Source organism: Serratia sp. MMO-28, assembly GCF_037199905.1.
GTDB classification, from domain to species: Bacteria; Pseudomonadota; Gammaproteobacteria; order Enterobacterales; family Enterobacteriaceae; genus Chania; species Chania oryzae.
The window spans coordinates 74,114-98,205 of sequence record NZ_JBBCVB010000017.1 but is presented as its reverse complement, the minus strand read 5'-3'; the positions used below and the strand labels follow the sequence as shown (position 1 = coordinate 98,205).

At 46.8% G+C, this 24,092-nt stretch carries 21 protein-coding genes and 1 pseudogene; 15 read left to right on the top strand and 7 right to left on the bottom strand.

The window, feature by feature from the left end; all coding sequences use genetic code 11:
* Positions 1 to 60: 60 nt before the first annotated feature.
* Positions 61 to 513 carry a type III toxin-antitoxin system TenpIN family toxin gene (tenpIN, locus tag WG891_RS16095; RefSeq protein WP_337263615.1) on the bottom strand — a complete coding sequence of 151 codons (453 nt, stop codon included), beginning with the start codon at positions 511 to 513 and terminating at the stop codon, positions 61 to 63.
* Positions 514 to 1,859: 1,346 nt separating this feature from the next.
* Here tenpIN and WG891_RS16090 point away from each other — a divergent pair.
* A complete protein-coding gene (locus WG891_RS16090; protein WP_337263616.1) occupies positions 1,860 to 2,165 on the top strand; it encodes a hypothetical protein in 306 nt (101 codons plus the stop codon).
* A 220-nt stretch (positions 2,166 to 2,385) separates the two neighbouring features.
* Complete coding sequence (locus WG891_RS16085; RefSeq protein WP_337263617.1) at positions 2,386 to 2,658, top strand: chromosome segregation protein ParM; 273 nt, start codon at positions 2,386 to 2,388, stop codon at positions 2,656 to 2,658.
* 580 nt (positions 2,659 to 3,238) lie between these two features.
* On the opposite strand, the gene WG891_RS16080 is transcribed toward WG891_RS16085, so the two are convergent.
* Together WG891_RS16080 and WG891_RS16075 are read right to left on the bottom strand one after the other, a co-directional pair.
* Complete coding sequence (locus tag WG891_RS16080) at positions 3,239 to 4,399, bottom strand: SH3 domain-containing protein (RefSeq protein ID WP_337263618.1); 1,161 nt, start codon at positions 4,397 to 4,399, stop codon at positions 3,239 to 3,241.
* A gap of 1,258 nt (positions 4,400 to 5,657) precedes the next feature.
* On the bottom strand, positions 5,658 to 6,431 hold the full coding sequence (locus WG891_RS16075; RefSeq protein WP_337263619.1) for a hypothetical protein: 774 nt from the start codon (positions 6,429 to 6,431) through the stop codon (positions 5,658 to 5,660).
* 310 nt (positions 6,432 to 6,741) lie between these two features.
* Here WG891_RS16075 and WG891_RS16070 point away from each other — a divergent pair, with 310 nt between their 5' ends.
* Positions 6,742 to 6,921, top strand: coding sequence for a ribbon-helix-helix domain-containing protein (locus tag WG891_RS16070; RefSeq protein ID WP_337263620.1), 180 nt, complete (start codon positions 6,742 to 6,744; stop codon positions 6,919 to 6,921).
* Between the two features lie 50 nt (positions 6,922 to 6,971).
* Here WG891_RS16070 and WG891_RS16065 read toward each other — a convergent pair whose 3' ends face one another.
* From WG891_RS16065 to WG891_RS16055, 3 genes are read right to left on the bottom strand one after another with little or no spacing between them, the layout of a single operon-like run.
* The gene (locus tag WG891_RS16065; RefSeq protein WP_443006162.1) at positions 6,972 to 7,772 is read right to left on the bottom strand and encodes a site-specific integrase; all 801 of its coding nucleotides are present in this window, start codon (positions 7,770 to 7,772) and stop codon (positions 6,972 to 6,974) included.
* The gene (locus WG891_RS16060) at positions 7,769 to 8,401 is read right to left on the bottom strand and encodes a hypothetical protein (RefSeq protein WP_337263621.1); all 633 of its coding nucleotides are present in this window, start codon (positions 8,399 to 8,401) and stop codon (positions 7,769 to 7,771) included. The genes WG891_RS16065 and WG891_RS16060 overlap by 4 nt, the downstream gene beginning before the upstream one ends.
* Positions 8,401 to 8,760, bottom strand: a complete 360-nt coding sequence (locus tag WG891_RS16055; protein ID WP_337263622.1) for a hypothetical protein — start codon at positions 8,758 to 8,760, stop codon at positions 8,401 to 8,403. Before WG891_RS16055 ends, WG891_RS16060 begins: the two co-directional genes overlap by 1 nt.
* A 555-nt stretch (positions 8,761 to 9,315) precedes the next feature.
* Between WG891_RS16055 and WG891_RS16050 the strand changes: the two genes are divergently transcribed.
* The 7 genes from WG891_RS16050 to WG891_RS16020 all read left to right on the top strand — a co-directional run bounded on the left by WG891_RS16050 (position 9,316) and on the right by WG891_RS16020 (position 17,572).
* The gene (locus WG891_RS16050; RefSeq protein ID WP_337265215.1) at positions 9,316 to 10,413 is read left to right on the top strand and encodes a transcriptional regulator; all 1,098 of its coding nucleotides are present in this window, start codon (positions 9,316 to 9,318) and stop codon (positions 10,411 to 10,413) included.
* Between the two features lie 570 nt (positions 10,414 to 10,983).
* Positions 10,984 to 11,220: a hypothetical protein gene (locus WG891_RS16045; protein ID WP_337263624.1), complete on the top strand. Its 237-nt coding sequence runs from the start codon at positions 10,984 to 10,986 to the stop codon at positions 11,218 to 11,220.
* 26 nt (positions 11,221 to 11,246) lie between these two features.
* Positions 11,247 to 12,590 (top strand): TcdA/TcdB catalytic glycosyltransferase domain-containing protein, encoded by a 1,344-nt coding sequence (locus tag WG891_RS16040; RefSeq protein WP_337263625.1) that lies wholly within the window; start codon positions 11,247 to 11,249, stop codon positions 12,588 to 12,590.
* The gene (locus WG891_RS16035; protein WP_337263626.1) at positions 12,590 to 13,618 is read left to right on the top strand and encodes a glycosyltransferase family 2 protein; all 1,029 of its coding nucleotides are present in this window, start codon (positions 12,590 to 12,592) and stop codon (positions 13,616 to 13,618) included. The genes WG891_RS16040 and WG891_RS16035 overlap by 1 nt, the downstream gene beginning before the upstream one ends.
* Complete coding sequence (locus tag WG891_RS16030; protein WP_337263627.1) at positions 13,608 to 14,900, top strand: HlyD family secretion protein; 1,293 nt, start codon at positions 13,608 to 13,610, stop codon at positions 14,898 to 14,900. The genes WG891_RS16035 and WG891_RS16030 overlap by 11 nt, the downstream gene beginning before the upstream one ends.
* Positions 14,887 to 17,028: a peptidase domain-containing ABC transporter gene (locus tag WG891_RS16025; protein WP_337263628.1), complete on the top strand. Its 2,142-nt coding sequence runs from the start codon at positions 14,887 to 14,889 to the stop codon at positions 17,026 to 17,028. Before WG891_RS16030 ends, WG891_RS16025 begins: the two co-directional genes overlap by 14 nt.
* A gap of 10 nt (positions 17,029 to 17,038) precedes the next feature.
* Complete coding sequence (locus WG891_RS16020; RefSeq protein ID WP_443006165.1) at positions 17,039 to 17,572, top strand: thioredoxin fold domain-containing protein; 534 nt, start codon at positions 17,039 to 17,041, stop codon at positions 17,570 to 17,572.
* A gap of 1,043 nt (positions 17,573 to 18,615) precedes the next feature.
* Here the strand turns inward: WG891_RS16020 and WG891_RS16015 are convergent.
* Entirely contained in the window at positions 18,616 to 19,431 is an 816-nt protein-coding gene (locus WG891_RS16015) for a hypothetical protein (protein WP_337263630.1), read from the bottom strand.
* Positions 19,432 to 19,732: 301 nt separating this feature from the next.
* On the opposite strand from WG891_RS16015, the gene WG891_RS16010 reads away from it, so the two are divergent.
* The 5 genes and pseudogenes from WG891_RS16010 (at position 19,733) to WG891_RS15990 (ending at position 24,021) form a co-directional block, all read left to right on the top strand.
* On the top strand, positions 19,733 to 20,353 hold the full coding sequence (locus tag WG891_RS16010; protein ID WP_337263631.1) for a DNA-binding protein: 621 nt from the start codon (positions 19,733 to 19,735) through the stop codon (positions 20,351 to 20,353).
* A complete protein-coding gene (locus tag WG891_RS16005) occupies positions 20,350 to 21,414 on the top strand; it encodes a hypothetical protein (protein ID WP_337263632.1) in 1,065 nt (354 codons plus the stop codon). Before WG891_RS16010 ends, WG891_RS16005 begins: the two co-directional genes overlap by 4 nt.
* Before the next feature lie 343 nt (positions 21,415 to 21,757).
* Positions 21,758 to 22,195 (top strand): hypothetical protein, encoded by a 438-nt coding sequence (locus WG891_RS16000; protein ID WP_337263633.1) that lies wholly within the window; start codon positions 21,758 to 21,760, stop codon positions 22,193 to 22,195.
* A gap of 115 nt (positions 22,196 to 22,310) precedes the next feature.
* Positions 22,311 to 22,409 (top strand): annotated as a pseudogene (locus WG891_RS15995) (IS1 family transposase); the annotation flags it as partial.
* Between the two features lie 604 nt (positions 22,410 to 23,013).
* Positions 23,014 to 24,021, top strand: coding sequence for a hypothetical protein (locus tag WG891_RS15990; RefSeq protein WP_337263634.1), 1,008 nt, complete (start codon positions 23,014 to 23,016; stop codon positions 24,019 to 24,021).
* The last annotated feature ends 71 nt before the right edge of the window (positions 24,022 to 24,092 follow it).

Here is a 24,092-nt window from a genome sequence, read left to right as displayed (position 1 = left end):
ATATCCAACGCTCAGAATGTGCTTTGTTCACATTAACAGTGTGCTTTACCCCTGTTATCGTCAATGAATTCCAAGTTCGAGGTGATAATTACATAAAGTGCTATATTTATATGCATTTGAATTTATTGTGTTTATTACATTATTAGAAACTGCTCTTACGTATTCTTCAACATACCTTTGAAATTGGTTAACGATCATTTTTTTCTTATTTATTAGCGCCTTTTTTTGACTGTCTGGGACAATATATAACATACCAATATCAGTCGATTCGTCATTGATGATAAGCGCTTTTGTAAAGTCCAATCCTCGTTTCAACTTCCGTCCATCTCTAACCACAGTATCCAGTACTACACCATATGTGTGGTTAAGATTAGTTCTGAGTGGTATTGCGAATATCAACCCCTTAAAACTTATAGTGACTATACCGTGAGGTCTAGATTTGTCTTGAATCGTTTCTTTTAGACCGGCTGTTTTCTGTATGAAGCTAGATGTAAGGCTCGCCACTTTCAGCATGCTACTTCCTTAGTAGTATGATCAAAAAAGCCCCCATTTGGGGGCTTCTTGAGTGAATATCATTAGTTCTGGACATTTCATTGATAATGCTGGCACTCCAGTGGCGCAGCTTCTGTATTTGTGGACATTTCGTTGATAGTGCGGGGACTCCACTGCCGCCGCTTCATTCACAAGCACACTATATCAGTTTATTGGTTAAAAGTATAGTAGTTATAAACCGCCCATACCCCATAAGCATAGGTATCTACATAAGTTGGCCAAAAAATCGACTGGCGATCCGGCTTAGACGCAAAGCGGAAAGGTGATCCCGCCACCGGACAAACGTGGATCTCGCCAGACAGATTCCGAGAAACACGCAAAGCGGAAAGGCCGATCTTGGTCAGGAAGAACACCTTCCGGTACCCGGCCAATCTCCCTGGCAATCACCGACGTGACGGCGGGCCGTTTCTCGCCAACGTATCATGCGAAGCCCCGTGCACCGGGGTCGGAGGTCGAAACTTGAAAAATGTACGTGCCTCATTACCCTTCGCAATGCGAAAATGGTGTTATTGAAACAAAGGACATATGACAAAGCGTCAGCCAAGAATAAAATTAATTAATGTCCGGAAAGGTTTAGTGAAAAGAGGATATCAATAGGGTATTAATTAAAAAATTTGGTTATTTAAATTTCCGTATTTGTAAAACGATTTAAAGATTAACAATAGGTCTGAAATAATTTCCGTGACACCTAATTAAATACGGGATGCAGTTTAAACAGCGAAATTTTCGCCATTAGTAATTAGCCATGGGTCAAGAAAAATATGCACCTTGGGGCCGTTAGGTATTGCCATTTAAGAGGGATTGCTGTAAACTAATTAATAAGAGTTGACTTTGCATAAAATTAAGCTTGCAGGTCAACAAAAGATAATTGATGTGACAAGACAGGGTCGAAAATAAATGTGAAAGAAAGCCTGATACCACGCTGAGTGACTTACCAGCCTGAATCTATTTCCACACACGTTACCGTCGACCTCCCACAGGGAGGTTTTTTATACCCGTCAGTCCGCATTCAATACAACATCAGTCTATCTCTTACTGGTGTGAGTTTATAAAACTTACACCAGGAGCTCTCTACGCCTGAAGACAGCAATAAGGATGAGGGAGCGTAGATTACCATTATTGAATTTTGATAAAGGAGGCAGAACATGAGTGGCTAAAGAAACAAGTATCTTCAAAAAATCACCATGCCATAAGGGAACATATTCCCAACGGTAACATTTAAATCATGAAGGAAATCTCTATGCGATTTTTAAACATCGTTAGATCTATCTATTATTTCACAATCAGTCGAGGTCGTAATGAATTCAATGTTCGAAGAAGTAAAAGTACACAGTGTTATTCAAGAAGGGTATTACTACATGGGGGATATCTACACCGCCTGTAGTACAAAGAAGTGGTGGCGGGTTGTTACCTTATTCGCTGTGATGATAACCATGTTGGCTGCTGTGCTGTTCGTCAAACCGCTGCTAATTGCATTTCTCACTAAATGGATTTGTGCGACTTGGGGGGTGTCGCTGTTCGTTGGCAAAAGCATAGCGACCTGCGTAGGAGGCTTGGTCACTGCACAGGTCAGGAAACTATTGAAATTTGTTGCAAAAAGTATTGATTGTTAGATAGCAATCTTTAAGACATGTTTCGGGTGGAGCCGGAACATGTCTATATAATAAGCTTAATGATAAATGATTTCAAGTTCTTTATAGATTCAACCGATTGGTTATCACAATTAGTCGGTTGAAACTTTATTTCTTTTCAGCGCTATTCATGTCTAACATGAGTAGTGTTTTTCACGTATTATCGTACTATTCATGTGTCACATGAATAAGGAAACTGAACATGCGGACCTCCGAACTCCAGAAAAAAGTGCTCCTGGTGCTGTCAGCACTTGAAGCGCGTGGCCACGCGGCTCCTCTGCCCGTTACACAGTTGCTGAACATGCTCAACGCGGCAGCGAATAAGGATATCTATGCCACCAACCTGCGAACCTCGCTGCACACGCTGCATCGGCATGGCTTGGTAGCGAAGTTCCGAAACCCGTCCTTGAAACTGGCTTTTGCGTTGACCGCCGCCGGCCGTAAAAAAGCGAAGGCAATCTTCGACGGACAATGATCCCCCCTGGATTTGCTCGTAACCCATGGGCTATCGGGGATGTTATCCTCACTTCGTTGGGCATAGCGATTATTCTGTCCACAGCCAGTGTCACTCCTCAGACAACTGAAGTCGGTGCATAGCGTCAAGAGCCTCCTGCCGCACTTCCATTTTTTCAGATCCATCAAGAGCGACTTCCCCCAACGACATATACCCGCGCCTGAAAACCTCCCTGTTTATGACGCTCCTGGAAATAAGGTAGGTATGTCTTGCCTGCGTGACAGTGCGGATGATCTGCTGCAACCTGATGTCATTTTTCATGGGTAATCTCTTCAGCGCGGCTGATTCCGCATCAACAGGAAAATATCACGACCAAATTTTCGGTACCGCAAATGGGCGAAAGTTTTGCTGCTCGCTTAATTCCAGCACTACCTGGACGTTCAGCCATTCTCTCCACCTGACCTCCCGCTGTTCTTGGTCAACGCTCAAAATGTTGATCACTTATGTTGGATAGCTCAAGTGCGACGCAAGCATAACTCTAAAAGATTGAGCCGGAGTTTCAAATGAGCGGGTCAGCTTTCACTACTCTTTTATACGGTCTTTATTTAATCAATACTTTTGTGTAACTGCGGTTTACCCACCCTTCTATCTCTTCACCATTCAGTTCGGTCCTGACCAGCAACCATATCCTGTTATCCCGATTTATAACTACCAAAGGCAAATTCATGGGTAATACTTCTATAACCTCAGCCTGCATTGAGGGGCCAGTTCTGAGTCGGACGTTATTACGTCTGACGACACGGATACGGTTCAAATCTTGATACGTTAGGTCATCCGGTCTGTTGACGGTAAGTATTTTCACCTGTTCCTTTTTATTTTCGCACAGAAACTGCGTAACGCACTGCAGCTTTATATAGTTCATAATTATTTCGTTTTTTATCTCGTTTACTGGTTCTAAAATAAAGTGAGCTAATAGAAACATGAAAATTAATTTAAATGATGAAGGTAAATCAGAAAATTTTCGCGCAGACCTAACCTGCTCCCTGACTTCTGCAACTTCTTCTTCGGGCTGATTCTCAAGTGAATCAATTATACTTTCTCTCAGATGAATAAATGAATTTCTGTCTTCTGAAAAAAGCTTATTTATAGCCTCAAGTGCACGCACTTGATCTTTTAAACTGATCGCACCAACACTTCGTTGAGAAAGTTTTTCCCATTGTGAGTCGAACAGACTTCGGTGTGACTGATTTAGTAGTTCATGGGCGGCTATATGGTCGCTGATAAGATGAGGGTTAATACCTGCTCCTTTAGCCATTGATTTAAGAAGTTCCACATCCTTCTTCATTTTGTCTCCTGCAATCGTTATAGCCGAGGGCGCATAAATATTTTTCATCGCAGGGCTTTGATATAAATCTGTAACGGTACTAAACTTCTCCATCACTTTAAAAAATGGGGTTTCAGATATAGCTGATAGAGTTTTCGAAAAATCCGTTTGTCTTTGTATTCTGTAAAGCGCCATAAAACTGGTGCTACTAGACGCGGTTTTTAAGGCTGTTTCATAGCGAAAATAGTTCCTCAGTATGGATTCCGGAAAAATGTGTCTCGGCAATATAGATGTATTAATAGAATCAACCAATTTCGGCGTATTAGTCAATCCGTTCAACGCAGCGAGTTGACTGACGGATTTCAGGTTGGCTAATGTTCGCTGCACTTGAGAATGCTCGTCAGGCTGACTTTGCTCAGGCCTATTGTTATCGGTCATATGCGTGTCCGTACATTACCGGCATTGTACCTGCCAGCGGAATAAAAAGATTCTTAAACATCATTACGCATTACTCTTCCTGTCGCAATGCGCGCGCCCCGTTTTGTAGGGAAAAGGCGGCATTCTTCCGCACGCGGTTCTGTCGAAAATATTCTACAAAGTCGAGTGTGGCCTAATCCAGGACGTAGGTAGTCAGATTGGCCGGTTACCCTTTCCAACTTCAGCGGAAATTGGAACCCCTGTGGCAGGAAAAGTGAGCTTTCCAGTCCTGGTCCCTGCTTACACTCATGGACACCCACACGGCGTTGTCCGTGTTTTACCCGTCAGTCACAACCTGGGTCACCTGGTGAACGTTTGATTCGATACGTATAACAGCCTGCAATCAATGATCATGTTGAACCCAAATTAGCTGCAATTGACGGAGGCCCAAACCCAGATTATTTGCGAATGAGCCTGCAATAAACTGACACTGACTTACATTAAATGATTTTTAGCCCACGCTATCTGCAAGTGAAAATATGCTGAGGGGTTAGACCAGAAAACGACCGTTTGTTGAACATGGATGGTTCTGTGTGCTTTTAACACAAAAATGCGATCTTTTGCGTTCTTTTACCGTGTTCATGTTTCTACGTCCTGAAATTCTAGTTATTGACGAGATACCTATACATGTTTTTTCAGTTGCAAGTAATCTGGGTTGGAAAAAGTGGAATGCAGGCTGGAGGCAAATAATGTGGGTTGAAAACCGCCGTTGATTGCAAGTCGGGCGGTTTTCGATGTCAGGTCGCTACACCTAATTGTAACGGATCGCGTTTGACATCACGTGGGCTCGCAATCAGCGCGATTTTCGGCTCAAATTAACTGCCAATCAAAATCGAGTTGGGCTCACGCTAAATGATAATGAGCTTGCAATCAGCTTAACGGGCTTGCATTCCATCGTTACGGGCTCTCAATAACTGCAAATGAAAAATCGTCTCTTTTGGATCTAGATGCTCGATAGTCGCTATCTCGTAAGCTTCTTCTCAACCCTTACAATACGCTGAAAGTGTCTCATTACGCCGTCTTACTGGAGTACACCCATACGGAACATCGGGGCTATACAGAGGCACAAATTTCATTATCACTTATTGTGAGCCAACAAAAATGGATTGTGCGCTGACCGTGATAAATGTGAGCTCATTTGCAGTTAATTTGAGCCCACTGCCTTTTTCAGTGCCATTTAATCTGAGCTCAAATTTGCGCTGATTGCGAGCCGTTACACCTAATCATCGAGCGCCGCCTCGTCGCTATACGCCTGCAGTTTTTTCAGCTTATCCGGGGTATACCAAGCGACGTTTTCTGCACGGATAATATCCTCAACCACCGACGCTGAGAACGGTATCCGCGTGAGAAAGGAAGGGGTCTTGGAAGCATAGGTGTCAATCAACCCGCCCCCCTTAACCCAATGCGCCTCAAGCCGAACATTGCGGCTCCACCATGATGCGTTGAAATGGCTTCGGTCCTTTTTGAAGGTGTAAAAAAAGGCGGCGTTACCATTGGGAGTAGGGTGGTTATCCATCAACATCAACAGCAGCGGGATCCCCCATGGGGGCAGATACCGATATCCCCAGATGCCTACGCTATCGGCCACCTTGAGCAGTTTAAGAAAGTCGTCCTGAGACAGTTTTCCATGCCCCCCTCTTAATTTTCGGCATACCAGGTAGGCACATTTGAGGCTCTCAAACTGCAGGAAGTCCTTCCTCACTTGGGCCGACTGGTGAGCGTTAGATTCGATACGCGCTAACGATCCAAATCGCTGGGATTTAGCGCTCAACGGGCAGAGCTCGGGGTTGGTCGGATCATGAATATGAGAGAATCGAGCAGTGAATCTTTCAGTGGGGGCATAAGGGCCGCTGACATAGCACGCCCGGCCACAGGCGATACAAGAGATCTTGGGCCAGAGAGGTCGTTCGCGGCCTCGCGTTCTCTGCTGATGCGCGACAATGTCAACGATCGTCGGCGTTCCATTTGGTTCTTCAATGAACACGGTCAACATCCTTCACCTCCTGGTATCCTGTCCTGCCGTCATTATGGCGAAAAGATAAGCAAGAGTGAACAAGGAAGGAGAACCGCGGAACGAAAACTCACCGCATTACGCCTGGGGGCGTGTACGCGGTTCGGCCAAAAGATCCCGTGCAAAAAAAAAGCCGTCACGACGGACGACTTAAAAAACTTCCCGGATGTTGTTATCGTTATGGTGGGGTGACTAAATAGTCACTATATAAACACTATATAGGTACTATCTGCAACCAGTTTACTCCATCTGACAGCCATTTACACTCCCCCATTTCACCGTGGGTATGATCATGGCCGAACCTTTCCTCAAAAACCGCAAACGCTTCACGTCCTCGCTCGACAATCCGCTGGTGCCGCTGTTTGATGCCCTGTCAGCCACCACGCGCATTCCCAAGAGCCGCCTGCTGGACGAAGCCATCCGCGATCTGTTGATCAAGCACGGTGTGCTCGACGCCGAGAAACCCCGTTAACCCGCTGACAGGCCTGCGGGCCCGTCACCGTGTGGGTATCACCTTTCGGCTCATCGTTGCCCCTTGAGCAGGGCCACCGCCTCGGCACCGGGCATCAGGAACGGCACCCGGTGGCGCGCGGCCACATCCAGCGCAAACACCTTGGTATACACCTCCGTCGAACTGATCGACTTGTGTCCCATCAGTGACTGCAACACCTTGAGCGGAATGCCGGCGTACAGCATGTGCATCGCATAGCTGTGCCTGAAAGTATGGGGGGTGACCGGCACCGAGAACGTCACGCCGTCAGCGGCAGCGGCTTCCACCGCGTCGTTCAGCCAGGTGCGCACGGTCCGGTCGGTGATGTCCCAGAGGCGCGCCTTCTCCATTCTGCCGGTGCGTGTGTTACGGCGCTCTAACGGAATTTTCAGCGTGGCCACCATCGTCTGCAACTGCACCACAAACTGCGGGTCGGACAGGGGCACGATACGGGGCGGGGGACGGTTGGCCGGGGGTCGGCCGGCGGGGCGGGCGGCCTTTTCTGCCCGCTGCTTCAGCGTGGCCAGCAAGACGAACGGATACGGCGGCGTCAGGGTAAAATCCCCCCGGGTCAGGGCCAGCGCTTCGTTGATGCGCGCCCCAGTATTCCACAGGGTGGCGATCAGCGTCTGCCGGTACAGGTCAGGAATATAATGCAGCAGGGCACTGACTTCCGGGGCCAGCAGGTAACGGGGCAATGTATCGTGCACCAGCGCCATCTGGCGGAGCGTCAACGCGGCCGGGTAGTCGATGGCCACCGGGAGCGGCACAAGCGGTGTGCTCAAAGGGCCGGGGAGCGCCGGGAGGTTCTCTTGCGTCAGTCTGCCTGTCATTCATTGGCCTCACAGTGTCGTATGGTGTTCCTGCTCTTGCGCTCCCTGCGCCAGGTTTGCCACATCGCGTTCTGGGGGGACCAGGTATATTTATCAAGGCGAGAAGCCGGCATGCCGGTGATCTTGCGCAGACGCTTGGCCAGGAACAGCGCCCGCAGACCGAGACGCGCATACTGGTACTGCCGTTCACGAAAAGCCCAGGAAAAGTCGGGGGGAGAATCATGATCGTAGGCGTGAGCTATCGCACCACTGGCTTCGGGCTGAAGAACGTGGAACTCCAACACACGGTACATGACAGAAGCAGGGAGAGCCCGCCAGTCGCCGGTCACATCGTCAAATTCGAGCGGCCGTACTTGGGTGGTAGCACGATACAAACCGCGCTCATCCGGCTCACCATCATCTTGAGTGACAGCCGCACACGTCTCGGCATACTCTTCCAGTTTGAAAACCAGCTCAGTGGCAATGAAATAGCGATCGGCGGCAAGTTTCCGCTCAGCAGCCTCTTGCTCCCGCTTCCGGGTAAAATGGTGTGTCATCCAGATACCGGTCAACGCGATAGCCCCGGCAAGTAACCCACCCGATAGGGCTGAAATCACCGGTACCCATACCGAAATCCCCTCCGTCACCATTATTGACCGACCTCCGCAGAGGCTTTCACAATGGCCTTTACCGCCTTTTCCACAGAAAAAGGCAGCGCTTGTTTAGGGGAAAAACGCACCCAGTAACACAAATGCGATGCCCAGGTCTGCCCGTTCTTCCGGGGTTCATGATCCACGAAGAATGTCTGGATCACTAAACCCGGTCGGTCCCATTCAGGCGAACAGTCACAATAGCGGTTATAGAGATCTTTCAGCTCGTCAAAAAATGCACCGTCTTTGACGGGGCCTTTTTCTTTGATCGCCTCACGCTGATCCATGAAATAACTCACGGCGGCTTTTTGAGAGGCAAATGTCTGCTGACCGATGTTTACCGGGATGGAACGTCCCATGATGCCCTCCTGTTGGTTTGATGAATAATAATCACTCATTGAAATCACTTACCCTAATCACCCTCATTTTCCCTATGGAAATAATCCCAAAGGTGAAAGTGAATCAGAGTTAAAATAATCACACTAATAATAATTAGGAATATAATCACGTAATGTAATTACTGAACGCCGGTGTTCAGGTGATCCGCTTTCTGGCGTATTTTCGGATTTTCGGAAGTGTACCACGGGGAGGGGAGCCGCCAACAGCCCAGACACCCCCGCTTGAGCGGGCGGACGATCGCGCCATAAAACACATCATGCAGTAGCGCACGCCACAGGGGACCACGACATGGGGTGTTTGGGGGCGAAAACAGGCGGTGCGACGAACGGGAGATCCTAAAGTATCACTTTTCGGATCTGCAGTGAAAAAGAGAGACACCGCAGCTAGGTGATGTTCAGAGGTCATCACAGCAGCGATTATCATGACATCACATTGATAACGTGATGATGGGTTAAATTCATCACACTATTTTAATTGCTATGATAGCATTGAAGATATAGCAAAACATAAAGGACATGATGATGCTCAGCCAGCTTAACCTGCGCTTTCACAGAAAACTGATCGAGGCGCTGAAAAACCGCGCCGCCAGTGAAAAAACCTCCGTCAATGCCCTGGCCGAACGTTACCTGGACGCGGCACTGCAGGCGCCCGGCCAGGATGATGACTACCTCCGGGTGATCACCGATCCGGATGACACCCTCCGCCAGTTGTACCGGAAAATCATCCTGGGGGAAGTCCTGGGGCGCCAGGCTATCCGGCGGGCAGAACTGCGGTTCATGGTCGAGACGGCGCACCAGGCGTACAGGGGCGGAAAATCACGGGAATACGTCCGGGGGGCCGTGCTGGAAACGCTGCTGCGGATCACGTTTGAGCTGCTGCTCTGGCAGGTGGAAAACGGCCTGCCGATCGACCGTCATTATCTCAAGAGCACCTTTGAGTTTGAGACGGAGCACTGGGAGGTCGAATCCGCCCGCTTCCTGCAGGAGCTCAGTCCGGCCGTCAGCCCCGGCTATGCGGAAATACTGCTGCGACCGCTGGCCGCCGGCGGCTTTGCGCTGACGGATTTCCCGGATGAGGTGCTGGCCAGGATCTTCACGACCGGCCGCCTGCAGCAGATCTTCCCGTTGCTGATGCACACCCGGGCGTGGGATGTTACTCAGCGGAAAACCTTCATCCAGGACATGCGGCCACCGATCCCGGCAATACACCAGACGTTGACCGCCGGTTCACTGCAGCTCGAGATCCGCGTGGACGGACAGCGCGACAGCCGGGTATCCAGTGTTGAGTACCGGGTACCGTGCCTGTCTCTGGTGGTGACGGGGCAGCACTTTGTCATGCCGTTTGAGTGGAGCCATTTTGCTGAGCTGTATCGCCTGCTGAAGGTGTACCGCACCGTGCCGGAGGCCATCCGCCGGCTGAGCGAGGGCCACCATGTGAGCCTGTCGCCGCCCGGAGCCGTCTCACAAGAGGCCATTCTGGGGTTGGATGCGCTGCGGGTATTTGTACCGGCCGAGGCTTTCGCGGTACTGGTGGTGCAGCTGACGGACGCGGTGGACACCGGTCCACTGGCCCTGGCAGTGGACGCCTTGCGCACCCTGTATGGCGATCTCTAGCCTGTCCACCGAGCATTCGAGGAAAAAAGGCAGGTACCGCCTGGGGAGAGTGAGTCAAGGAGCCCTTGACGTTCCAGGGCGTAGGCTGAAGGAGCCCCCGAAATTCACTACGCACCGTGAATACACCGTGGTTGGCTCGATATAAAGTCATCATACGTCGTCCCCCTTGCCGGGCCAGGTGACAATCGCGGGATATCGGGGGGATCACTGATGCCCCTTTCCAGGCAGTAAACCGGGTTTAACAAACCTTAAACGGGGAGTAGACGAAGAAAGCGTAAAAGAAGATAGATTAGCTTTTCTTTATATTTTTCATTTCTCTGAATGACATATTATTTTTCATTTAGTTACATAAAGACATTTATAAACCGAATAACGTCATAGCTGTAGTCTTTGAAGACTGACGGACGACTATCCGGCGTGTCGCCACCCAGTTTTTTCACTGACAATACGTCCCCCCGCTCAGGCAGAAATATTGGGGGGGACACTCTCTGAAAAGCAGTCTGCGAGCGGAATATTCAGAATAAGCGCATTCACCGGCAACAAGATGCAGACTAAAGAAGGAGTTAACTCATGCCCCATTATACCTTTTTCGTGAAGCAAAGTGATGTTCGAACGACTGACAGCGATGCCGAAAGCACTGAGCTCCTCAATTCTGGCTATCAGAAGCTGGACTTTGAAGCGGATGCAGCAGACAAAAAAGAGGCACTGAAAAAACTTCAGGTCCATCTTGGTGAAAACACGACCGCGGTTAAAAATTTCTCCGGTGACATTACATTCAGTTCGCTCATTGAGTCATTATTGCGTTAATTGACCGCTTCAGGAGGAACTCAGGGATGAGTGTACAACCTTACTCTCTGTTGGCTCTGGGTACCCTGATCCAGAATGTTTGTCTTCAACAGGAAACCACAGAGTCGGATGCTGTAACGGCACTTGAGGAGATGCTCAGGGAAACTGCGATTTATAAAGTCAGAGTACCCGATAAATTGCATTTTGTCTGGATTGGGGAAGTCAGCAGAGCTGACCTTAGCTATCTCTCGGTCTGGCACAGATTTAATCCTGATAAGGCACTGTTTCTATGGACAGATAAGTCCAGCGATTATTGTTGTTTGTTTCAGCACTCTCTCAAAGAATATTCGCATAATCATCCCGACCATGGCTCACTGTATGAATTGCAGAATGCCGCGTTTACATTCATTTATCCTCGCATCACGTCAGGAGAAACATTCAATACTGCGGCCAGCCATTTCCTTGTTATGAATGGAATTCCTGAACAATCAGACAAAACAGCCCACAATAATAATACCGATCAGTATCAGGGGATGGTGACGCTGTGTGATATACAGACACTGTTTACAGATGAACTCCTCCCCTATAGAAAGCTGTATTATTATGAACTTATCCTGCGTGGAAATCTGGCGGCCGCCAGCGATATCATTCGGCTTCTGATCCTGTATAGAATAGGGGGAGTCTATATCGATCTAGATACCCTTCCCGATGTTGAGAAGGTTTTCAGAGCGACTCAACGTGTTGAAAACACTTTGGGCATGGCAAATCATGAACTCATCTGCCTCGCAAAGTCCGCTGCTTTTCTGGCCTGGTTTGACGGAAATGAAAATATAACTGCTTCGGTTGATTTTTATATCAGAAAGATAACTCACCTCTCAGAGAATGATTATACGAAATTAAGGGAGAGTGTTGCTTTTGATATCATGAACATCAATATCCGAGATATCCCCCCACTGGGTGAGGTACTCTCATACCCGGACTTGATGAAAATTGGGGCAGTACATTTTCTGCCGGGGATATTTTTTAATAATTTTCTTTGCGCGGCACCGGGTTCACGGCTGATCAAGATCATTCTCATGAACATTGCCAGACGTTATGCAATTCTGAAACGAGAAGATGCCTTGTTTGCATCCCCCGACACGACAGACCAGGGGCGGATACTGGAAAATACTGACAACTATCGAAATAATAATGATTTTTTCTCTGATGCGTTTACGCTATCACTGACCGGTCCAGGAATGATAGTCAATACACTGCTGAGACTGGTATTCAGGATCATGCCACTTGGCAGCCAAGTTCCCCCTGAAAGACTGGCGGAGCGCCTTCAGGATCAGATGTTCGGGTTGACACAAAAGGATCAAACACTTGACACACCAATGGGGCTGAAATAATGCAGGACGGTATCAGTGTAATCATCATGACCCTGAACGAAGAACAGACGCTTGCCAGAGCACTCAATTCATTGTCCGGGATCGCCGATCAGATTGTCATTGTTGATACCGGTTCAACAGATGCCACGCTATCGATAGCCCGATCTCACGTCCTGCAGCCTGAAGTGTACGAGAAAATATGGAGCGATGATTTTTCTGCCATCAGAAATCATGCGCTATCACTCTGCAAGTATCAATATTGCTTTGTTCTGGACGCAGACGAGTATATAGATGACGCCTGCAGATCTGCAGTACGAAATATAATTAAAAAAAGCATGCTCAAGGATCCGCACGCGTTGTATGCTCCTGTCATTGATAATCTGAATGGTCATATCTTAAGAAATAACCCAAGAATTTTTTTTCGCAGAGAAACACTGGAGTACAGAGGGCGAGTGCATGAATACCTTCATGATGAAGACTCAACTCAACTCGTCACATTGGATGGGATCATCATAATACATACGGGCTATCAATTTGAAGCATATGAAGGAAAACAGAAAAATGCAAGGAATAGCCGACTCCTCAGACTTCAGATAGCGGAAGAGCCGGAAAATTTTCGCTGGAAATATTTTATTTTACGCTACCTTGATCATGCTTCCAGTGAGGCTCTTGCGGTACTTAATGACTTTGGAGATCTCCCTCTCCCATATTCTTCCAATATTGAAGTTTATGCATTCAATGCAAAATCAAGATTAATCATGTGCCTTCTTGAAAAAGGTGAGTACTGTACAGCACTCGCACATGCATCTCAACTGTATACTTATTATAAAGACTATGACACAACATTGCTTTTTACTGAGGCTACATACCAGGCCAGTTACCAACAATTCAGACAGGATATTCAAACCATTGAAGCACTCCTAGACAAATCAGAGTCTCTGACAGAAGATGAGTATTTACATGAAAAATTCCCGCTTGAACGTACAGTTAACATTCGGGCGAATGTGTCTACATTACGTGCGGCCATGAATAATATTGATGAAAAATGATTTATTTCGTGAACAAGCTTTAAAAAACAGAAATGACCTTTGGTCATCGAAATCATTTCTTCCTCAAGGGATCCCAGTATGGATAGTTGCCTCCGCCGTCATCTTTATCCTGTCAATAATCATCTTATACCTTATTTTTGGTGGGTATAATCGCAGAGTTCTTGTTTCTGGTGAGGTGATATCTGAACCTAGGGCTGTCAGTATTTTTGCCGCACAACAAGGTTATATTTCAGGTCAGTTTGTTCACGCTGGAGATCACGTTACTAAAGGTCAGTCTTTGTACCAACTTGATACCAGTAAAAAAACCAGCTCAGGTATTCTCAATGCGACGCAAAAAAATAACATTCTAAAAAAAATGGCCGTAATCAATGAGATTATAAGACAAACTGAAAACAACAAAGTGGTCACTCTGGCATCCTTACAAAAGCAGATTGATAATGTCAGTGCTTTACTTAAAAAAATAAGAGGTGCCATTGGGGGGGCAGAACACGGCCTCATATTCATGGAAAAAAACATGCAGAATTACAATACCTATCTCTCACGTGGCCTCATTAACAAGGAACAGCTCATCAATCAAATGTCAATTTTCTATCAAAGACAGAATGATATGCTTAACCTCAAAAATCAAGACAGTCAATTCGAACTGCAATTAATAAATTTACAAACAAACCTTAAAACTCAGGAAACGGATTTCAACAACCGTATTAATGAACTGCTGATCCAGAAAAGTGAAGCACAGAGGCAGCTTGCCGACACCGACGCCGACGGTGTCATCCTCGTTTCAGCCCCTCTTTCAGGACATGTAGAGTCAATCAGCGTAACGCCTGGAGAAATGGTCAGCCCAGGCGCAAGTCTTCTGCAGATATTACCGGGAAAGGTCAGTCGCTATATTCTGGTCATGTGGGTCCCCGGTCATGCTGCCCCCTATGTTTCTCCGGGTGATAAGGTCAACATCCGATATGACGCTTTTCCGGCAGAAAAGTTTGGTCAGTTTCCTGGACACGTCGTTTCAATTTCAGCGGTACCGGCCTCCGTGCAGGAAATGTCGACTTATCCATCAACCCCCACACAAGCGCCCGGATCGGCGGAGGTCTGGTACAAGCTACTGGTGAAACCTGACACAGACGGTTTCGAATACCGAGGAAAAAAGTTTTCCTTTTCTAACGGCATGAAAGCCAGTTGTGTGTTGTTTCTCGAAAACAGAAAACTGTACCAGTGGATATTTTCCCCACTGTACGACATCAGAAACAGTACGGAAGGGCCTCTGAATGCACCTGAATAAAAATATCGCCTTGTCAGCACTCACACTCTCTCTCCGTCGCTCTGTGCCGGTGATGATCCAGACCGAATCCGCAGAGTGCGGTCTCGCCTGTTTGACCATGATTGCCAGCTATTATGGAAAAAATACCAACTTACTGGCATTGCGTCAGGAATTCGGTATCTCATCGCGAGGGGCAACACTTGAAACGTTAACGGGGATCGCAACAGCGCTTAAACTGGGCTTCAGGGCGCTATCGCTTGAAATGGACGAAGTCGATAAGCTTAAATTACCTTGTATTATTCACTGGGGTTTTAACCATTTTGTCGTCCTGGTGAAGGTCACTCGGCACAACCTGACAATCAACGATCCTGCTGTAGGTAAACGGGTGATAAGTCGTGACCAGTTTTCAAAACTGTTCACTGGCGTAGCCCTTGAACTTTGGCCTGATGCTGGCTTTGTCAAGAATAAGAACAAGATCCTTATTCAGACGCGTGAACTTATCAATAATATCAGTGGATTTAAAAGCGCGCTCGTCAAGATTTTTCTCATCTCCCTATTAATTGAAATGATCAGCCTGCTGGTTCCTATCGGCACACAACTGGTCATGGACCATGTCATACCTGCGATGGACTTTGGATTACTCAAATTAATCTGCATTGGGTTATTCATCCTGACACTTTCACAGACATTTGTTCTCCTCTGGAGAAGTTGGTCTGTGATAATTCTTGACACGTTGACCCATGTCCAATGGAGTGACAGCCTTTTTCATCATCTCATTCGATTACCTCTTGTCTGGTTTGATAAAAGAAAGATAGGTGATATCCAGTCACGCTTTGAATCCCTGAACAACCTACGATTAACCTTCATTCATGATATCACCGGTAGTATCATGAATATTATCATGACCATTGGCGCACTCGCTATGCTTATCCAATATGGCGGAGGGCTATCATTCGTGGTTATTGGATTTACCAGTTTTTATATTGCATTGCGATTATGTACCTTTTCAAGATATAAACAGCTTTCTGAGGAGTCAATAATCAGGCAAGCAGGGGCGTCATCATTTCTCACAGAGACGCTATATGGTATCTCAACGCTTCGTGCACAGGGCCTGACTGAGCGACGCCGGAGCCGCTGGGTAACGCTGATGATGTCATCCGTTAATGCGTCCATCAATGTTGATAAATTCAATATGTTCTTTCAGGTGGTCAGTACCTTTATTGGCACTTGCGATAATATCGTTATTTTATGGTTAGGTATTGGCATGGTAATGGAAAGAGAGATGACCCTAGGTGCATTCGTGGCATTTGGAACGTTCAGAGGACTATTTTCAGATCGTCTGCTCTCGTTGACTGACATCCTTCTTAATTTTAAAATCCAGAGTCTTCATAATGAACGTGTTTCTGACATTGCGCTTGCCAGTATTGAACCAGAATCGGGGATCTCAGAAGTCTTTAAAGTTTCTGGTGCGATGACATTATCATTAAAAAATATCTCATTCCAGTACGACAAAATATCACCACGTACCCTCCATGAGATCTCCTTTACCGTTAATCGTGGAGAAAGCATAGCCATAGTGGGGCCCTCTGGCTGCGGGAAAACCACCCTGATGAAAATCATGGCTGGTCTTATCAGACCAGATACCGGGGAGATAATCGCCGCGGGTTATGACATTCATACGGCAGGTGTGAATAACTACAGAAAAGGCATAGCCTGTATACTTCAGGAAGATCGCTTGTTTGCTGGCTCTCTCCGGGAAAACATTACCGGTTTTGCGGAAAAAGTGGATGAGGAATGGCTCATCAAATGCACCCGTCTCAGCCACATCCACGACGACATTCTGCATCTTCCCATGGGGTATGACACCTTCATTGGAGAGCTTGGGGAGGGCTTATCAGGAGGGCAACGACAGCGTATTTTTATTGCACGGGCACTGTATCGTCAGCCTGGTATTCTGTTTATGGATGAAGCCACCAGTCATCTTGATGAAGAAAATGAAAAAATGATAAATGAAGCCATATCCGCGCTTGATATGACGAGGATCATTATTGCGCACAGGCCGTCAACTATCGCGTCAGCCGACAGGGTGATCCGGCTTAATAAAAATACCGGTCGTTTAGCAAACGACTGCAATAGCGAACCAACATGAGCGACCCATGATGAAAAACCCTCTTCTGTTATCTGCTTTCACCTTCATACTCTTGACAGTGACCTCAGGGGTCCACGCCTTAACACCTGAAGAGTCTGTCAGGGAAATTTCAGATCATCTGCCTTCACTCAAACCGATCACATGGACGTCTGCAGCCCAGAAACACCATCTGGTTGTCTTCATCGATAACCAGTGTGTTTACTGTTCGGACGTTGTAAAAAATGTTCATAAATATACTGACGCGGGTCTGACCCTGTCATTTATTACGGTCGCCCCGCCAGCCATTCGTGATCAGGTGGTGAGTGACATGGCCAGAGTCTGGTGTTCTGCGGAGCCACATGAAAGCCTGCGAAAGGCGATGGCGGGCTTTTTGCCAGAAAATGACAGCACTCCTGATTGTGTCAACACGATTGAAGCGCAATCCGCTCTGGCTTCCCGTGTCGGCGTGCAAGCCACCCCTGTGATGGTTGTCCTGCAACCCGAACCCGTCGTTTTCCTTGGGAATGTAAAACCTGCGGATATTCTGAAAAAGTTAAAGCCGTAAAAAACGCAGGGCGTCCCCTGCGTTGTCATGCTTGTTGATTATCGGCCATCAGCGGATGTGCGACACTGCGAACGGGCACCACCGGTACAGCCACCGGATGAACCAAAATTACCGCCACCTTTTCCGAAATTATTGGCCTGGCTGCCGCTCCCCCGATTTGAGGTCTGCCAGCTTCTGTCCTGATAGTTACTCCCTTTTGACCCGGTGCTACCACCACAACTACTGCTACTGGAAGAACCACAACTTCCAATGCCAACACCGCCTGCGACTTCACTGTACTCTGCAGCCTTTAACTCTTTCATAAAAAATCCCTTATATTCAGTATGTTAAGTTGATTTTTTTGCGCATGAATGTATAGCTTATAAGCAATTATGAAGTTATGTTGATTTTATATTAAAATAAGAAACAATTTGAAAGTAAATATTTCCTACAATTAAGCATGGTCCTACAGAGGCATTCAAAATCTTCAGAATAAGTAAATAATTAAAAGTCTTTTAATTAGCACGAAAATGAAAAGACACCATCAAACTCTACCTCTACCCAAAGTCGGATCTGACCGCCAGGGTAAGAACAAAAAAACGGCAGCGTGTCACGGGTGAACAGCATGAGAGGATGAATGGAGATTTTTTCCAAAATGGAGGGTCACTGTGATAACGACGGAACAAAACAAAAAAACAGGTTGTAAGACTCTGAATCGACTGATAGTGCCACTTTAACCCTCACAGTCATCAATAATTAATCTGTATGACGCATTCAGGGTTGAGAGGCCAGTCCGTAAGCTCTGCCAAGAAATTCCGGAACTGGCCAGTTCATACAATCTGTCAGTCTAAGGAGTTACCGAGTTGGCTAATGTGGTTGATGCGCGCCTGCAATCACTGGTGGTCTGATCTCTACCATCACACCCAGGATCTCGATATTCCACAGGCCACGTCGGTGGCCTTTTTATTTTGTGCCGGTACGTACCGTCAACCCTACTTTCGTTCATGTAAACGGTGCTCAAACCACTGCACAGTGCCGACATCAGACGGGAGATCAACTGTCCATCACCACACCGCTGAAAATCCCTGATCTCTCAGCCGCTGTCGGAGGCGTTTTACATAAACTTCATCAATCATCTCGTCAGGCGGCCGATCACAGATAATATTACTCAGGGTGGCCATCGCCCCATCTGATAACCGGAATCTGAGCGGAAGTCCCCGGTAGGAGCCATCGGATACCTCACATAACCTGCTAAAAAACTGCCTGAAAAAATCAGTATGTGATGCGCGTCTGGCTCCCACAATCGCAGCCGTAGCTTCATCCCTGCACTCTACCTCAGCAGGTTCTTCCCCCAGAGTCTGCAGCAGGTCGGCAATATCCGGCCAGTATCTCAGATCAAAGCCATTCAGTTCATCCAACTTCGGTTGAATATATGTACGGTATAACCCGTTTTCATACCCAGCTTCGTCAATGTAATCCGTCAGCCTGAGCATTCTGTCGACATTAAAACATCCGCTATTGTTGAGAATTTCACTCCTACGCCGGATTAACTGTGCCAGTTGGATACTCATTACCGAAATATCCTCACAGAGTACCTGCAGTTCCCGGTGATCAGCGCGCAGGGCAGCATGCCGATCCGCGGTACCAAACCCACCGGCAAAAACACACTGCTCCAGCAGCACCCAGAGTCGCAGATCCGTCACCTTCTTTTCTTCCAGCTCGACATACACAGCTTTCATTTCGCTGTGTCGCACAATAAGCCGCTCAAATACCGGCCATGTAGAATTCCAGGCCGCATCAGGTCCAGTTCGCCAGTGGTTTAGCTTTTCAGTCAGGAGCAGGAGCGCCCGGGTTGCCGCATCATTCTTTGTATCAGTCATCGTAAATCTCACATCATTTACTGGGTATGCCCATAATTTACCAGCAACGCTGGCGATGTCGGTACCTGGAGCCCTTTTATTCAGCCTTGTCAGGGTTCCTATCACTTCTACCTTTGCCAGAATTCGGATCCGGACAGAAAAAACAGTACGAATGGTATGTACGACAATACTGTATGTATGATGTGTACGACATGTACTGATTGTATTTCATGTATGAATTGTATTATCTGTATTTTACATGTTGTGTATTTTTCGTTCACCGGTTACCCTACCGTCAGACCCCTCTTCTCTGGAGACCACCATGAGCACCATCCCCGCAGACACCGTCCGTCGTATCGAGGACGCCGCCGCCGCCCTCATCGCGGCCGGCAATGCCACCCCGACCAATGAGCAGGTGCGCCAGCACCTCGGCGGCGGCTCCCTGTCGCACATCTCCCCGGTGATGCGCGCGTTCCGCGCCCGGCAGCGTGAACAGCGTGCGGAACAGACCCCGGCGCTGCCGCCCGAGCTGCTGCAGCTGCTGACCGGCCAGTTGGGCCTGTTGTGGCAGGCGGCCTGCAAACAGGCCGACGCCGACACCCTGGCCGCGCGCGAGCAGGCTGACGCCGACATTATGCAGGCAGACCAGGAGCGGGAGGCGGCCCTGGCAAAAGTGGCACAACGGGAGGCGGAACTGGCGGTACTGCGCGAAGTGGTCACCGAGCGGGACCGGCTGCTGGACGAGGTGCGGACGCTGCGTGCCGAAGCCTTGCCGCTGCGCGAACAGTTGGCACGCCTGACCGCCACCGGTGAACACCTGACGGCACAGTTGAAAGAGACGAAGGCAGAACTGAAGGGTGCCCGGGAAGAGACACGGAGCCTGCAGGCTGAGTTGCTGCAATTGGCACGGAAGGGAACGAATCCTCAGGGAGAGGCGGTATGAAAGACAAGGTGATCACACTCGCTCCGGGCTCTCCCCTGGACAAGATGCTGGATCTGATTGCAAATGTAGCATCCCGTAAGATCCCCGGCGTCGCTGTTGTTCCAGAACTACGCCAGGCGTATGCAAAAATCAGGGAGGAAATACACCAGGATCGAATGCTTGATTTCGCGCTAGGCCTTCGGGACTCAGGGATTGATAAAGATAATTTTGATTTATCCCCCGAATGTTTTTCTGCCATCGTCACAAAATTATTACTGGATGACGAGAAGCGAAAAACGGAATTTTATATCAAACTGACCATTGAACTTGCCCGAAGTGACCTCGATCCAGACCAGAAGATATATTATATCAACACGCTGAGCGAACTGACCGGGGCTGATATTGACTTTGCCCGCAAGCTGTATATCAGACAGACCGTTCCACTCAGAGGGTACACATCCCTGGAGGATGCGGAACTGGCGCTGACATCAAGCAAACAGGGGATCACGCTGAAATCACTGCACAAGTTGATTAATCACGGCTTGCTGGATGAGAACAGAAGTGGCGATATCAGGGCAAAACCGCTTTATAACATGACGGATGAACTGAAAACCCTGATTTCCTATCTGTTTCATCCGGATGACCTGGTCCCGACAGCGATTGATGAAAACCAGAAAGAAGCGTTTGACGTTATCATTATCGATCACTATAAATCGCTGGATAACCTGTACATCACGCATATCAGGGATACCCTGACGAATAAACAGATTTCTGTGGGTGTCGTGCAACGCAATGATGACTACCGGCTGCAAAAAACCGCCAGACTTTATATCAATAATAATGCCATGACACATAATTCAGGATCCAGGAACAAGGAATATATACAGGTTTTCGTACTGTGCGATCCCGATTCTGACACCCTTAAACTGTCTCATTCCGGCGAACGCAGTTTTAAGATTGAGAAGGAGAATTTTATTGGGGCGATTAGGAACAGCGCAGACGCAAGGAAGGCATTGCTTAACACACTGAGTGAGGTGACCAACTATGTTGTGGGATATCTGAAGAAGCCTGAGCACCCATGACGAACCAGATATACGATCTGGCATACTCTAATTTATTGGTTTCTGCTCGACCAGGACTAGTTCGCAGTGATGGATAAAAACCAAAATGCGGACACCCAGAAGTTGCCATAGTAATGAGTTGTATTACCCTTATTAGCTCAGATTTGACTTGACACATCTATTGCACAGAGCCAAACCTAATCTGACAGGTGGCTCTGTGCCAGATATTTTGAAATAACTCATGCTATTTAAAAGAGTTTTGCATATCATTGGATACTTAATCATCTCATCTAGCCCTGATAGCTGAGGGGCTAGGATAGAAATGCAATTCAGCATTTAGTGAAGCCACTGAATGGAGACACGTATGAACTCTTTACCAGATCAAAAGATTGTATTTAAGCAGCCTGGTTCATGTCATCACTGCCAAGCTCACAATGTAAGTGATGTTAAGGTAATGACTGTTGAAAAGAATTTGAGTTACGGTTGGAGGCTCCACGGCAAAGGATCTATACATGTTAAATGCCGATGCCCGATGTGTGGCATGATGTACACCGCTGCTGAAAAAATGATACCAATTGAATGTGATAGCTATTTGTGCCCACGTTGTAATGATTCAGAAAACCTTGAATATAAAGTTTGCAAAATAGAAAGAGACGAGAATGACTTTACATTTGAGGCCGAGATTTTTTGCAAGAAATGTCATAAGAAAAATAACTTTAGCCACACATTGAAGAGGATTTTAAATATAAAAAAAATAGAAATAAAAATGACTGGGATTACTATTGAGCGATTTAACGAATAGGCATAAAAGACATGGTTGCTGGCCCTCAATAGTTTTCATTGTTGAAGTATATTGAGAACGATAAGGTCGTGACGCAAACTTAGTGTTGTTGTACTCTTTGCCCTTTGGATGATTGATGGCAAGGATTGATGTAGTTTATCCCCGTTGCTCTGAAACTCAGGGGGCTATCCGAAAGGGTCGTTCCAGTTCAGGGGCGCAGCTCTATCGCTGTAAGGGGTTTTATGCCGGAACCGCCGAAATTTCCGGCATCAGGGATTAGACGACTTTTTGAGCACATTTTCATATGCTGACGTGTACGGTTATGGTGCCATCGATGAGAATTGATGCGTACCAGCTATAATTGCAATCAGTGATTTTTCGCGCAGAATGGCCATTGCTTTGCTGTCCGGTTAAGACGGTCTTACGTACAAGCCGTCGAACGCCAGAATTATGCGTCACGGAAATTTCGGCGGTCCAGTGTAGAACCCTATGAGGGAACAGGATGAGTTATGTCGGTGGACTGGTACTCTTTGTCTGGGCAATATACGCTCTCATCGGCGGACTGTTCGCCGCAGTAGCAATCTGCTTATGCGTTAAACGTATCAACTCATTCGGTCAGTTTGCTTTACTGTGGCTGACCTGTGGCATCATAATTTTTACCGTTAACGCTGTCTGCACATGAGCCCACTTGAACGTTTCCCGAGCCTGGATAATTGCAAGGGTTCACACGAAGTGACCATCATCTTGCAAGGTTTACATTTCTGCATGACGCACTAACTTATTTAACAGTCTTTGCCATTAAGTTGGATATTAATAAATCTTACAGAGGAGATAAAATTATGGATGAGTCATTGGATGAACTGAGCGTAAAGTTAAATGGCTATATTAACAACTTAAAAAAGGAAAACTGCGATGATGGACGCGCAAACAACTTCCCGAATAAAAACAAACTTAAATCGAATAATAAAACACAAATAAAAATCATTATTGAGCAAGGTGAAAAGTTGCTGTCTCTCAACCCAAATAGCATTTTGTTTGGATTAAGCCCTCACCCAAAAGATAAAGCAATTTTAATAGAACACTTTTTATCAGATCTTGAACAATTCGCTACAACAAAAGGGATTCACTTAGGTGGAAAGCATATCCTCACGTATGCTCAATCCAAGATACCGGAGCACGCTTTTTTCCACTTGGCAGCATCGCCACTCCTACCAAGCACTTACGAAACGATAGAGCAACACGCAGGGCAAGTCTTCAATATTTATTCCATTCCATTTAAAATAAGAATATCACTTGAAAGTAAAATAAAAAGCATTATCGGCTTTAAAAATTTAGAAATAAAAAAGTGGCAAGGAGGGACAATTAAATCCTATGACCTGCCTTTTTCATACGTTGTCAAAGAACTAATGCATATAAAGTGCCTGAATTTACCATGCTCATTAGAAAACATATTGAATATCTATCAGTGGAGCTGTGATTTTTGTCATACAGGAGAAAAAGAACCAATATGGCTTTCAATGAAAGCCTTGGAAATAATTTCATCTCTATTTGTCTACCAAGCTCAGAAAAAGCATGAAATTGACATTACTGAATTATGGCATAAGTATGTTATATCAGAGGAATATCTATTAAAAAAACTAATTAATTATAAGGGGTTTGTTCGTCCATTATACTTATTCAAGAAGAACTGGTCAATTCAGAAATTGCAAAGCCATCTAAATACCCCTGAGGATGAGAAAAGAAAATACAGAAGGAAAGATGCAGAAGAAGTCACATTCAATCTCTCTGAAACAGAATTTAGTGAGGTTTCCTTTTATTGGTGTGGTAGGACAAAAGAGTACTACTGAGCCGTGTGAGTAACTTATGATTGTTCAAAAAACCGCATTTGGCGTATATTTTCGTACGATTGGACTTCAGC